We start from the raw sequence: 13,222 nt of genomic DNA, 5'->3' as shown, positions 1-13,222 counted from the left end.
CACGCCCGTACCCCCTCACCCGACCGAGCAGGCACTCCGATACCACTCGGCGGCCGCGTCCAGCCGGGCGAGCGGCCCGAGACCCGGCGGGCAGGCCGCGAGGCGCCAGATCTCGGCGCTGTCGTACCAGTGGTCCCGTGCGAGGAGCGCGAACTGGCGCTCGTTCAAAGGGCTCCGCGAGGCGCGCAACAGACGCAGGCACTCCTCCCAGGCCAACTCCTCCTCCACCGCGGGGAGCACCCCGGAGGCCGCCAGGGAGGCCAGGAGATCACCGGTGCGGACGGGCAGGGGATGGCTCGCGTGCCAGACGGTCCCGCCGACGGGCCGGGAAGAGGACGCCAGGCGAACGAAGAGACGCGCCAGATCATCCACGTCGACCATCGAGAGCAGCCCCCGCCCCCCGTCCCACAGCCCCGGTGCCACGTCGAGGAGCCGGGTGAGCGCGGGCACCACCCACCGGTCGCCGGCGCCCGTCACCAGGCCGGGCCGGAGCACCACCGCGCCGGCCGCCAGCGCGTGCTCCTCGGCGGCGAGGCGGGTCCGGCTGGCCGCCGAGGTGGGGGCGGGGGCCACCTCGTTCACCGCGATCCCCCGGTGGGGGCCGGGCCCGTAGACGGCGGAGGTGGACAGATGCACCATCCGCCGGACACCCGCGCGCCCCGCCTCACCGGCCAGGGCGGCGGTGCCCCCGACGTTGATCCGGGCGCACCGCTCCTCGTCGGGGCCGAGCGCGGCGGCCAGGTGCAGCAGCACGTCCACTCCCCCACAGGCTCCGTCCACCGTACGGGGCTCCGAGAGGTCCACCGGAACCCACTCGTCGACGAGTGCGGCGGCCTCGTCCGGCAGCCGCCGGCCCAGCACCCGGATGACGAACCGCTCCCGACCCGGCAACTCGTCCCGCCCCCGCGCCAGCGCGCCCAGCACCGCCGACCCGATGAAGCCCGTGGCGCCCGTCAGCGCGACGCGCCGCGTCCCTCGCGTCCTCGCCGTCCGTTCCTGCTGGGGTTCCACCATGGGGCGCACCGACCTCCCTAGAAAAAAACGAACGCCCTTATTTTATAGAACACCCCCACGAGCCGACACCCCCGGGGACACCGCACCCACACCTCCACCGACCACCCACGAGGACCGACGCCTCGACCCCCACACTCAACCCGCGATCCGCTACCCTGTCTGGGACCGCCCGCCGTGGCGGTCGCCTTCCTTGTCGCGGCACGACTGTCTCCTCACACGGAGCATTCAGCCAGGTCGCACGCAAGGCCCCGCCTTCGTAGCTCAGGGGATAGAGCACCGCTCTCCTAAAGCGGGTGTCGCAGGTTCGAATCCTGCCGGGGGCACCAAACGCACGACCCTGCCCCGGGGGCCCTCCCCGGGAAGGGAGCTCGCTCGGCCTCGGACGACCTGTCCGGGGCCGTTTGCGCGGGCACCGTGCGAGCGGACTCGGCGGCGGGCCGACCTCTCCCTCGTACAGCTCGTCGAAGCGGCCCGCATCCCGGACGTCGCGCCGAAACTCGGCATCGAGAGGATCACCGGCGACGCCCTGTTCTCCCGGCGCGACGACGCCCCACCCCGGAAGGGCGGCATCCGCACCACCGACACCGAAGGCCTGTGTTCCACCGGTTTCGCCGTGCCGGCCGGGTCCACGGGAAACCCCTCAGCGCGAGCCACTGCGAGCACTGCGGCACCGTCTACGACGACTCCGACGTCTACGCGAACGGAAACGGGGTGCGGATCGGCGTCATCCAGGTCGCGGCCCCGGCCGGTCAGATCATGGGCGGTCAGGGCGACAGCGGCGGCCCGATGTTCAAGACGGTGTCCGGCGGCGTGCAGGCCCGGGAATCCCCATCCGTGCGCCGGGGACGGGATGTTCGCGGTCAACGACGCCCCCGCCGACAAGTAGCGCCGGCGCGCGCGGAGGCCCGGCCCTTTCGCCTGCGCGGACCTGATCGGGGAAGACCCCCCGTCCTTCGTGGACGGGGGTCTTCCGCGTGCCCGGCCACGCTCGACTCGGGCGTATATACCGGGACAATCCATTACATCCGGATTAAGTTCCCTTGTAGCGCGCGGCCGTGGCGCGCGCCGGGCACGGGGCGATCCCCGCCGTTCCCGGCGGAGCCGGTCCTTCGGAGAGGTATGCCATGAGCCATGCGGACACCGGTGTCGAGGCCTCCGCCGGCGGGAGCCCTCCGGCGGCGAAGCTCACCCTGCTGACGCTCACCGCGATGGTGGTCGGCTCCATGGTCGGGGCCGGTGTCTTCTCCCTGCCCCGGCGGTTCGCGCAGGAGACCGGGGTCGCCGGGGCCCTGATCGCCTGGGCGGTCGCCGGTGTCGGCATGTTGATGCTCGCCTTCGTCTTCCAGACGCTCGCGGTCCGGCGCCCCGACCTGGACGCCGGCGTCTACGCGTACGCCAAGGCCGGCTTCGGCGAGTACCTCGGCTTCTTCTCGGCCTTCGGCTACTGGGCCAGCGCCTGCGTCGGGAACGTGACCTACTGGGTCCTCATCATGTCGACGGTCGGCGCCGTCGCCCCGGCGCTCGGCGACGGCGACACCGCCCTCGCCGTCGTCCTGTCCTCGGCCGGGCTCTGGTGCTTCTTCCTGCTCGTCCGGCGCGGGGTCAAGGAGGCCGCCGCCATCAACCGGATCGTCACCGTCGCGAAGATCGTCCCGATCCTCTTCTTCGTCGTCCTGGCGCTCTTCTACTTCGAGCCGTCCGTCTTCGCCGACAACTTCGGCGGCGCCGACTACGCCGGCTCGCTGTTCGACCAGGTGCGCGGCACCATGCTCGCCACCGTCTTCGTCTTCCTCGGCGTCGAGGGCGCGAGCGTGTACTCGCGGCACGCCGAGCGCCGGGAGGACGTCGGGCGCGCCACCGTCCTGGGCTTCCTCAGCGTCTTCGCCGTCTTCGCCTCGGTCACCATCGTGTCGTACGGGATCATGCCCATGGGCGAGATCGCCGGGCTCCGGCAGCCCTCCATGGCGGGCGTCCTGGAAGCCGCCGTCGGCACCTGGGGGCAGGTCTTCGTCAGCGTCGGCCTGATCGTCTCCGTCCTCGGCGCCTACCTCGCCTGGACCCTGATGGCCGCCGAGGTGCTGTTCGTCGCCGCCAAGGACAAGGACATGCCCCGCTTCCTCGGGCGCTCCAGCGGCGACGACGTGCCCGTCCCGGCCCTGCTGATGACGACGGCGCTCAGCCAGGTCTTCCTGGTCGTCACCGCCTTCTCCGACAACGCGTTCAACTTCGCCCTCGACCTGACCAGCGCCCTGACCCTCATCCCCTTCCTGCTGGCCGCCGCCTTCGCCCTGAAGATCGCGCTGCGCCCCGGGACGGAGGGCACGGCCGGGCGCGGCACCCGGCGCGAACTCGTCGTCGCCGCCGTCGCCACCCTCTACACCGCCTTCCTCCTCTACGCGGCCGGGCTCAAGTTCGTCCTCGTCTCCTTCATCGTCTACGCCCCCGCCACCTTCCTGTTCGTCAAGGCCCGGCGCGAGCAGGGCCGGCGCCCGTTCTCCCCCGCCGAGGCCCTCATCTGCGCCGTCTCCGTCGCCGGGGCGGTCCTCGGCGTCGTCGCCCTCGCCCTCGGGTGGATCGAGCTCTGATCCCCCGGCCCTTCGGAGAACCCGCCGAAGGCCCCGTCGCAGACCCCCGCTCCCCCGGAAAGGCCGGCCCATGACACCTCCCGACACCCGCCCCCTCCCCTCCGCCGCGCTCGGCGTGCACTCCGAGGTCGGGCGGCTCCGCAAGGTCCTGGTCTGCTCCCCCGGCCTCGCGCACCGGCGCCTGACGCCGACCAACTCCGACGACCTGCTCTTCGACGACGTGATGTGGGTGGAGAACGCCCAGCGCGACCACGCCGACTTCGTCGCCGAGCTCACCCGGCGCGGGGTCGACGTCGTCGAGCTGCACCACCTGCTCGCCGAGACCCTGGCGGTCCCCGGGGCCAGGGACTGGCTCCTCGACCGGAAGATCGTCCCCAACGAGGTCGGACTCGGCCTCGTCGACGACACCCGCGCCTTCCTCGACTCCCTCCCGCCGCGCGAACTCGCCGAGTTCCTCATCGGCGGCCTCTCGACCGCCGACCTGCCCGACGCGTTCCGCTCCGGCTACGTCTCCCTCGCCCGGGAGGGCGTCGGCGCGCGCGAGTACCTCATGCCGCCGCTGCCGAACACCCTCTACACCCGCGACACCACCTGCTGGCTGTACGGCGGCGTCACCCTGAACCCGCTGTACTGGCCCGCCCGCCACGGCGAGACCCTCCTCATGAAGGCCGTGTACGCCTTCCACCCCGACTACACGGGCGCGACCGTCTGGTGGGGCGACCCCGAACAGGACTGGGGCCAGGCCACCTTCGAGGGCGGCGACATCATGCCCGTCGGCAATGGCGTCGTCCTCATGGGCATGAGCGAGCGGACCTCGCGCCAGGCCATCACCCAGGTCGCCCGCGCCCTCTTCGAGAACGGCGCCGCCGAGCACGTCGTCGTCGCCGGGATGCCGAAGCTGCGCTCGGCCATGCACCTCGACACCGTGTTCACCTTCGCCGACCGCGACGTCGTCACGCTCTACCCGCGGATCATGGACGCCGTCCACACCTTCTCGCTCCGGCCGGACGACCGGGCCCCCGGCGTCGAGATCACCGACGAGGGCTCCACCCCGTTCGTCGACGTCGTCGCCGGGGCGCTCGGCCTCCCCGGCCTCCGGGTGATCGAGACCGGCGGGGACGCGTACGCCTCCGAGCGCCAGCAGTGGGACAGCGGGAACAACGCCGTCGCCCTCGAACCCGGCGTCGTCTTCACCTACGACCGCAACACGCAGACCAACGCCCTGCTCCGGAAGGCGGGGGTGGAGGTCATCACCATCGTCGGCGCCGAACTCGGACGCGGGCGCGGCGGCGGCCACTGCATGACCTGTCCGCTGATCCGCGACGCCGTGGAGTTCTGACGCCCGGTCACCGGACAGGCCGTCGACCCTTCCCGGTACGGCGTGACGTACGTGACGCGACGCCGTACGGGAAGGGCCGACGGCCCCGTCTCAAGCCGTCTCCGGCCCCGCCCCCGTCAACTGCTCCGCCAGCTCCCGCTCGCTCTCCTCCGGCAGGGAGGTCTTGAGGACGGTGCCGCCGAAGGGCTCCAGGGCGGCGGCGAACCGGTCCTCGGTGATCTTGGAGGCCATGACGACGACCGCCGCCGAGCCGGGTTCGAGGAACTCGCTCACCTTCTGGCGGAAGCCCCGGTCGACGCCCATCTGGTTCAGCTTGCCGACGAGGCCGCCGAGGGCCGCGCCCACGGCCCCGATGCCGGGGGTGAGGACGATCATGCCGAGGACCAGCCCCCAGAGCGCCCCGGCCGTGGCCGAGAGGGCGATCTCCTCTCTCTTCGCGGGGGTGTCCACATGGGTCTCGCCGTCCTCGTCGACCCGGACGACGGCGAGGCCCTTCAGCTCGACGACGTGGTCGTCGCGGAGCCGCTGGACCGTTGTGAAGGCCTCGCGGGCGACGGCGTGGTCGTCGTAGCCGATGACGATGAGCTCGGACGCGGGGTTCTCCTCCGTACGGGGCGGGGCGGCGGGTCAGTACCGCTGCGCCTTGGTGAGCCTCGGCGTCAGCACCGGTTCGGCCGGCTCCCGGCTGATGACCAGGGGCTGCTTCCGCCCGCCCGGCGCGAGGTCCTCGGCGCCGGTGAACTGCGTCTCGACCACCTTCCCCGACGGGTCGAGGAAGTCGACCTGGACCGCGTAGGACGCCTCCTCGTCGGTCTTGTTGGTGATCGTGACGACCACGGCGAGCCGGCCGTCCGTCTCGGCCCTCGGCTTGCCCGTCATCGCGACCTCGCCCAGGGCGTTCCCCCGGCCCTCCACGCCCTTCAGCGCGTCCTCGGCCTGCTTGCGGGAGCGCTCGGTCTCGGCGCCGATCGACGCCGCGCGCTCGGACTCCCGCGCGGACGCCGAGGCCGCAGCGGACGACGCCGACTCGCGCGCGGCGGAGGCCGCCGAGGACGCCGCCGAGGCGAGGGCGGAGGGGGCGCCGCCGGAGAACGAGGCGGTGTCGGGGGGCGTGGGGCCGTCGCTGAAGGTCGGGGAGCGGCCCTCGTCGCCGCCCGAGTCGCAGGACACCAGGCCGGCCGCGCCGAGCGCGGTGACGACGACGGCGACGGCGGCGCCCGCCGCCCGGGTGCGGAACCGTTTCCCGGCGGTGCGGGACGGTGTGGTGCTCATGGGGTCTCCCGGGGTCAGTAGCGCAGGACGGCGGCGATGCGGGCGACGTCGGCCAGGGAGTCGTCCCGGACGAACCGCACCTCGGCCCCCGTCTCCAGGGCCTGCTCGACGATCTCGTCCACGATGTCGTCGCGGGCGTCGAGGTCGGAGGCCTCCGCCGGTTCGAGGTGGTCGCCGTAGTCGCGCACGACCGCCCGGAAGTGCTCCTCGACGGCGAGCAGGTGGATCCGGCCCTCCTTCGCGGCCTGCCACACCTCGTCGAGGCCGCCGGCGTACTCCCGCCGGCCCCGGGCCGCGTCCAGCTCGGCCAGGACGGTGGTCGTCAGGGCCGCCTCGTGGGCGGCGATCAGGGGCTCCACCGCCTTCCGCACGGCCTCCGCGGGCCCGTGCCCCAGGCCGCCCTGCTGGACGGGGACGGTCCCCTGCGGCAGGGACCCGGTCTCCTCCAGGAGGGAGACGGCGGGCGCCTCGCCGAGCACGTACAGCGGGCGGGACTCGGAGGCGAGGACGGTCCGCAGCGCCTGGTGCGCGTCCCGGAAGAAGGCGCGGGTGTCCTCGTCCCGGAAGGTGCTCGGCACGTCCCCGACGCGCTCCTCGCGCTCCACGTCCTGGGGCTCCAGGCTCCGCTCGAACGGGAAGCCGTCCCCGGTGTGCTCCACGGTCCGCTCCGGCCCGCCGCTCCACAGCGAGACCCGGTCGGCGGCCACGGTCAGTGCCCAGTAGGGGCGTTCGGCGGCCTGCGCGGCGACGAGGTTGCGGGTGAGGAAGGTGTCCGCGAGGACCACCCGCTCCGGCACCTCGCGGGCCACCGTCCACACCTGGTGCTCGCCGGGCGCCACGAAGATCACCAGGCCGTCCTCCGCGTGCACGAGGTCGATCTCGGCGGCGGCCCGCTCCAGCTGGTCCCGCACGTCCGCGCGCCGCTCCCGCGTCACGGCCGGGTCCTCCTCCAGGGCCTTCTCGGCCCGCGCGAGGAGGTTGCGCAGCCGGACGGGGTCCTGGGCGCTGTCGGGCTCGCGGCGGTGGGTCGGCATCACGAGCGACACGGCGGGGTACGGGCGGGGCTGTCGCAGCTTGGCGAGCGCGTCGGCACTGAGCGCGGGGTGCATGGGAGGCCTTTCGGATGGGGGGAGGGGTGGGGGCCACGCGTACGGGAGGGGCACCCGTACGGGCCCGGGCCCGGGACGTCGTGGGGCGGGGCCCCGGCCTAGGGGGTCGTGGCGGAGACGTGGACGGGGCCCGGCCCGTCCGGCCGGCCCGTGAGCTGTTCGGACAGTTCCCGCTCGTCCTCGTCGCTGAGCGAGGTCTTCAGGACCGTGCCGCCGTGCGGCTGCATCGCCGCCGTGAACTTGTCGTCCGTGATCTTCGACGCCATGATCACGACCGCCGCCGAGCCCGGCTTCAGGAGGTCGCCCACCTGCTCGCGGAAGCGGTCGTCGACGCCCGACTTGGCGAGCCTGCCGACCAGGCCGCCCAGGGCCGCGCCGGTCACGAGGCCGACGCCGGGCAGCAGGAACAGGATCCCGAAGATCGCTCCCCACAGGGCGCCGGTGGCGGCGGTGGAGGCCACCACCCGGCTGGAGGTGTCGACGTGGGTGCGCCCGTCGGCGTCGACCGAGACCGTCGCGAGCCCGTTCAGGCGCACGACGTGGTCCCGTTGCAGGTCCTGCACCGTGCCGAGGGCCCGCTCGGCCTCGGCGGGGTCGTCGTAGCCGATGACGATGAGCTCGGACATCCCTGTCCACCTCCAGAAGGCGCCGTGCGGGGCGCCACGGTCCACGCACCGACATCCTTGTCCGGGATGTCCGTTTCCGCGACTCGGTGGAGGCGTCCGGGGCCCTACGGAAGGGCCTGGGGGCGGCGGCTCAGCGCAGCTCCTCCGGGCAGGCCGTGCCCCGGGAGAGCTTGTACGGGGAGCCCAGGCGGTAGACGCCCGCCTTCGGCGCGACGAGCTCCGTCCACTCGTCGCCCTCCGCGTCCGCCTCCGTCTTGAAGAGGCAGCCCTCCACGTTGGCGAAGACCTTGGGGAGCTCGGTCTCCGACTCCTCGCGGGCCAGCTTCGACTCCTCGGTCTCCTGGGGCGGCTCGATCTTGCCGCCGTCCTCGTCCATGAGGGCGAGCCACGGCGAGTACGGCACGCGGATGAGGACCCGGCCGGGGCTGTCGACCCGGATCACGACCTCGTTCGCCGCCACGCTCTCGACCCGGGCGGGCGGCTCCGCGAGCGGCGTCGGGTCCGCGACCTCGTACAGGCGCCAGTTCGCGTCCGACCAGACCTGCTTCAGGTACGGCAGGCCCTTGTCGACCAGCTCCGCCTCCCGCTCGGCGCCGGAGTCGGGGGCGCCGGTCGGCAGGACCACGAAGTGGACGGCCCAGCGGTCGAGCCAGTCCTGGTAGTTCACGGCGTTGAGGGTGTCGTCGTAGAAGAGCGGGTTGCGCTCCATGTCCGCCTGCCGGTTCCAGCCCCGCGCCAGGTTGATGTACGGGCTGAGCGCGGAGGACTCGCGGTGGCTGGAGGCCGGCACGACCTCGACCCGCGCCTTGCCCGCGCCCCGCACCTGGAGCTGGTTGACCAGCGGCGCCAGCTCGCGCGCCCAGGAGGCGTCCGGGGCGGTGCGGATGACGTCGTCGACGCCCTTGAAGCCGATCCAGAAGTTCAGGCCCGCGAAGGCGAGCAGCAGCGCGTACCAGCGCCGCGAGCGCGGCGCGGTGTACGGCAGGGCGGCGAGCAGCACGACCCCGGCGAAGAGCATCGGGAGCCGCGAGATGTTCGAGCCGATCTGCGAGTCGATCGCCCAGGTGAGGAAGGTGCCGACCACGTACACGGCGGCGGCGGTGCGGACCGTCCGCCAGTCATTCGGCACGAGGAGGAGGACCAGGGCCCCGAAGACCATCGGGAGCGCGGCCGAGCCGAAGGCCATCGGCTGGGTGCCCGAGAAGGGGAAGAGCCAGGAGGAGAGCGCGACCACGGCCACCGGCGCGAGCCCGAGGGCGTACGCGCCGGGGCGCCGCTTGTTGAGGAAGAGCGCCGCCGCCGCCACGCCGAGGAAGAGCCCGGCGACCGGACTGCACGCGGTCGCGAGCCCGGCGAGCGGGGCGGCGACCGCGGCCTTGGCCCAGCGCTTGCGGCGCCAGCGGTGCGGCCAGCAGAAGACGGCGGCGACCGCGCCGACCGCGAACAGCATCCCGAGGCCGAAGGTCACCCGGCCCGACAGGGCGTTGCAGAGGAAGGCGAAGACGCCCGCGACCGCGCAGGCCATCGGATTGCGGACCGTCCGCACCCGCACCAGGATCAGCGCGGTCAGCGCGGCCGACAGGGTGCCGGTGATCATCATGGTGGTGCGGACGCCGAGCAGCGACATCAGGTACGGCGAGACGACGCTGTACGAGACCGGGTGCATCCCGCCGTACCAGGCGAGGTTGTACGCGGAGTCCGGGTGCCGTCCGACGAACTCGGCCCACGCGTCCTGCGCGGCCAGGTCCCCGCCGCTGTTCGCGACGAGGAAGAACCAGAGGACGTGGGTGAGGGCGGCGAGCCCCGTGGCCACCATGACGGTGTGGCGGCGCTTCCGCCGCCGCACCGGAGCGGCCTGCTCGGGGGCGGGCCGCTGTGCCGGAAGCGGTATTCGCGAGAGCGAAGGGGCCCCGGGTGCGGGGACGGCTCCGGGGACGGTGTCACCGGGCGCGGGGACGGCGTCGAGGAGGGCGTCCCCGACCGGAGCGGACGCGGTACGGGAGCCGGTACGGGCGTCCGGGCCGGAGCCGGTACGGGAACCGGAGCCGGTACGGGAGTCCGGGCCCGAGCCGGTGCGGGAGCCGGTGTCGGCGGCGGGCTCCGCGGTGCCCGTCGACGGGGCGGCGGAGGCCGGGAGGGGGTCGGAGGGGGAGTCCGCGCGGTCGGCGCGTGTCGGCTCGGCGGTGGTCACTGCGGCCCTTTCCCCTACGTCCCGTACGTCCCGTCTCGCTCCGCGCGGAGGTCCACGCGCGCTTCTCGTCGCCCGGAAACGCTAACAGCAGGACGCCCCGGAGAACCGGGGCGTCCAGCCGTGCGGGTGGCTCCCGGGCCACCCCGCCGCCGAGGGCGGTCAGCCCACGCGGGTGAGCTTCTTGTCGAAGCCCGGCTCCACCAGGTCGGCCTGGAGGGCCACCGGGGAGCTGACCCGGCCCGCGCCCGTACCGATCGACACCTGGCCGACGACGTCGCCCGCCTTGCCGCTGTGCGGGACGGCCCTGCCGCCGTCGGTGAGGTCCAGCTCCACCTTCAGGCCCGGCCAGCCGACCGCCTTGAGCTCCTTGGTGGCGACGACCGGGGTCTTCCCGCCGAGGCCGTCGTCGACGTAGCCGAGGACCTGGCCCTTGCGGACCACGGCGGCCGAGGTCACGTCCTTCTGCGCCCGCTTGATCAGCTCGTAGCTGTAGTCGATGGAGAGCTGGAGCTTGTCGCCCAGGTACTGGGCGTTCTTGGCCCCCATCACGATGCCGAGGATCCGGCGGTTCTGGCCGTCGACGATGGTGTTCGCCGACCAGAGCAGGTTGCCGCCGGCCGGGGTGGAGGAACCGGTCTTGATGCCGCCGACACCCGGCTTGAGCAGGATGTTGTTGTTGTTCTCGATCCGCTTGGGGAGGCCGTCGATGGTCACGTTCGGCGTGTTCACGATCTCGCGGAACACGTCGTACTGCATGACCGCCTTCGCCAGCTTCAGCTGGTCCTTCGGGGTCGAGACCGTGCTGTCGAGCAGGCCGGACGGGTCCGTGTACGTGGACTGGGTCATGCCCAGCTCCTTGGCCGCGGCGTTCATCTTCTCGACGAACGCGGCCTCGGAACCGGCGTCCCAGCGGGCGAGCAGCCGGGCCACGTTGTTCGCGGAGGGGATCATCAGGAGCTGGAGCAGCTCCTTCTGCGAGTAGGTCTGGCCCTCCTGGACCGCGGCGGTCGACTCGTGCTCCGCCTTGCCCTGGTCGGCGGCCTTCTTGTCGATCTCGATCTCGGGACCGTTCTGCTTCCCCCTGAGCGGGTGGTCGCGGAGGATCACGTACGCCGTCATCGTCTTGGTGACGGACGCGATCGGGGCCGGCTTCTGGGGACCGTACGCGCCCATGGAGCCGACGCCCTCGACCTCGACGGCGCCCTGCCCCTCGCCGGGCCACGGCATCTTCAGCTCGCCGCCCTCGAAGGTGTAGGTCGGCGCGGCGGAGAGCGTCAGGGCGGGCGCGGGCAGCGGGCGGACCATCTGCGCGATCGCGAAGACGATCAGGAGGAGCAGGACCAGCGGGGTCCAGATCCGGACCCGGCGCAGGGTCGTCCGCAGCGGGCTCGGCGGCGGGGGCGGGGTGTTCGTCAGCTCCGCGAGCAGGTCGAGCGGGGGGAGCGGCGGCAGCGGCTGCTGCCGGGTCCGCTCCGGCTCGGCGAGCGCCGGCGGTACGGGGGCGGGCGCGGGCGCCTCGGGTGCGGACTCGGCCTCCGGGGCCTTCCGCTCGGCCGGGATGTCGGGCCGCAGCGGCAGGAAGGTGCTGGTGCGCTCGCTGTCCGGATCCGTGTCCGCGCCCGCGCCCACCGACCCGGCCGGAAGCTTCAGGGCGGTCGTCGGCTGGTCGACGGGCGGACGGATCATCTTGAACATGGCCGTCGGCTGATCGACGGGGGGCTCGTCGTCCTCGGAAGCGTGGCCGGCGGCCTCGGAGCCGCCGGAGCCGCCGGAGTCGCTGGGGCTGCCTGAGGCCTTGGGGCTGCTGGAGCCGCCGGAGCTGCCGGAGTCGCTGGCGCCCTCGGAGCCGCCGGAGTCGCTGGAGCCGCTGACGCCCTCGGGGCTGCTGGAGCCCTCGGAGTCGCTGGAGTTGCCGGAGCCGCTGGAGTCCCCGGCGGGCTCCGGGGCCTTCGCGGGGGTGGACTTGGCCTCGGCGGCCGGTTTCCGGGCGGCGAACCAGGAGTCGACGGGGGCCTTTTCGTCGGCGGGGGTCTTGTCCTCGACGGAGGTCTCTTCGTCGGCGGAAGCCTCCCCCTCGACGGGGACCTTCCCCTTGGCGGCCTCGGCGACCTCGACGGCCTTGGCGCCCCCGCCGGTCCCGGCGCCCTTGGCGCCCTCGGCGACCCCGCCGGTCTCAGCAGTCTCGGCCCCCTCGGTGTCCCCGACGGCCCCGGCACCCTTGGCACCTCCGACGGCCTCAGTGCCCCTGCCAGCCGAGGCACCCCCGGCACCGCCGGCGTCCCCGACCGCCTCGGCGCCCTCGGCGCCCTCGGCGCCCTCGGCGGCCCCGACGGCCTTGGCACCCTCAGTGCCCTTGGCGGCCTCGGCGCCCTCGACGTCCTCGCCGGACGCGTCGGCCTCCCCAGCCTCGACGGGCTCCACGGCTCCGGCCGGCTCGGCGGCCTCCGCCCCCGGCTCGTCCTCGCCCGTGGCGTCGCCCTCGGGCCCGGCGCCCGGCTCGGCGCCCGCCCGGGGCTCCTCCGCGGTCTCGGCGGCCTCCGGGGTCTCCGGGGTCTCCCCGGGGCCCCCGGGCGCCTCCTCGGCCGTCCCGGCGGCCCCGCCGGGCTCCTCCGCCGCCGTGGCGACCCACGCCGCCACGGCCGCCTTGAGCCGCTCGCTCTCCGGCTCGGACTCGGGCGCAGACGTGGACTCGGGCTCGGAAGCGGACACAGGCGCGGACGCGGACTCCGGCTCGGCGCCCTCAGACGCGTCGTCCCCGGACGTACGCGGCGTCAGGGTCTTGAACACGGCGGTCGGCTGGTCGACCCGTACCGGGGGGTCCGAGGGCTCCGCGGAGGGCGACGCGGGCTCTGACTCCCGGAGCACGGAAAGCCGGGGATCCCGGCCGCCGCCGCCCGAGGCCGCCGCCGTCTCCTGCGACGACCCCTGCTGCTCCGCCTTGTCGGGGGACTCGCCCGCCACCGTGCCTCCTCCATGCGTCATACGTACGTCCGAACCGTCTACCAGTGTCCTGTGTGAACCCCTTGGCCCCCGTGCTAGACGAGAACGACATACCTACCGGTTCCCGGAGGAACCACCCGGGCGCT

At 73.6% G+C, this 13,222-nt stretch carries 9 protein-coding genes and 1 tRNA gene; 3 read left to right on the top strand and 7 right to left on the bottom strand.

The window, feature by feature from the left end:
• Positions 1 to 15: 15 nt before the first annotated feature.
• Entirely contained in the window at positions 16 to 1,014 is a 999-nt protein-coding gene (locus tag ACIQD7_RS33070; protein WP_402446802.1) for an NAD-dependent epimerase/dehydratase family protein, read from the bottom strand.
• 250 nt (positions 1,015 to 1,264) lie between these two features.
• Here ACIQD7_RS33070 and ACIQD7_RS33065 point away from each other — a divergent pair.
• The 3 genes from ACIQD7_RS33065 (at position 1,265) to ACIQD7_RS33055 (ending at position 4,938) form a co-directional block, all read left to right on the top strand.
• Positions 1,265 to 1,340: transfer RNA gene (locus ACIQD7_RS33065), tRNA-Arg, on the top strand.
• 798 nt (positions 1,341 to 2,138) lie between these two features.
• The gene (locus tag ACIQD7_RS33060; RefSeq protein WP_402446799.1) at positions 2,139 to 3,599 is read left to right on the top strand and encodes a basic amino acid/polyamine antiporter; all 1,461 of its coding nucleotides are present in this window, start codon (positions 2,139 to 2,141) and stop codon (positions 3,597 to 3,599) included.
• Positions 3,600 to 3,669: 70 nt separating this feature from the next.
• Complete coding sequence (locus tag ACIQD7_RS33055; RefSeq protein WP_402446797.1) at positions 3,670 to 4,938, top strand: arginine deiminase; 1,269 nt, start codon at positions 3,670 to 3,672, stop codon at positions 4,936 to 4,938.
• Between the two features lie 90 nt (positions 4,939 to 5,028).
• On the opposite strand, the gene ACIQD7_RS33050 is transcribed toward ACIQD7_RS33055, so the two are convergent.
• The 6 genes from ACIQD7_RS33050 to ACIQD7_RS33025 all read right to left on the bottom strand — a co-directional run bounded on the left by ACIQD7_RS33050 (position 5,029) and on the right by ACIQD7_RS33025 (position 13,097).
• The gene (locus ACIQD7_RS33050) at positions 5,029 to 5,388 is read right to left on the bottom strand and encodes a DUF1269 domain-containing protein (protein ID WP_402446794.1); all 360 of its coding nucleotides are present in this window, start codon (positions 5,386 to 5,388) and stop codon (positions 5,029 to 5,031) included.
• Positions 5,389 to 5,565: 177 nt separating this feature from the next.
• Complete coding sequence (locus tag ACIQD7_RS33045) at positions 5,566 to 6,210, bottom strand: FxLYD domain-containing protein (RefSeq protein WP_402446791.1); 645 nt, start codon at positions 6,208 to 6,210, stop codon at positions 5,566 to 5,568.
• A 14-nt stretch (positions 6,211 to 6,224) separates the two neighbouring features.
• Positions 6,225 to 7,319 (bottom strand): chemotaxis protein, encoded by a 1,095-nt coding sequence (locus ACIQD7_RS33040; RefSeq protein WP_121828356.1) that lies wholly within the window; start codon positions 7,317 to 7,319, stop codon positions 6,225 to 6,227.
• A gap of 98 nt (positions 7,320 to 7,417) precedes the next feature.
• Entirely contained in the window at positions 7,418 to 7,945 is a 528-nt protein-coding gene (locus ACIQD7_RS33035) for a DUF1269 domain-containing protein (protein WP_383410117.1), read from the bottom strand.
• 130 nt (positions 7,946 to 8,075) lie between these two features.
• Entirely contained in the window at positions 8,076 to 10,136 is a 2,061-nt protein-coding gene (locus ACIQD7_RS33030; protein WP_402446786.1) for an MFS transporter, read from the bottom strand.
• Between the two features lie 159 nt (positions 10,137 to 10,295).
• Positions 10,296 to 13,097, bottom strand: a complete 2,802-nt coding sequence (locus ACIQD7_RS33025) for a serine hydrolase (RefSeq protein WP_402446783.1) — start codon at positions 13,095 to 13,097, stop codon at positions 10,296 to 10,298.
• Positions 13,098 to 13,222: the final 125 nt, after the last annotated feature.

Origin of the sequence: Streptomyces sp. NPDC093071, from assembly GCF_044754545.1 — a bacterium.
Classification (GTDB): domain Bacteria; phylum Actinomycetota; class Actinomycetes; order Streptomycetales; family Streptomycetaceae; genus Streptomyces.
Note: the sequence above shows the minus strand (reverse complement) of the source record. Positions and strands in the feature narration are given on the sequence as shown.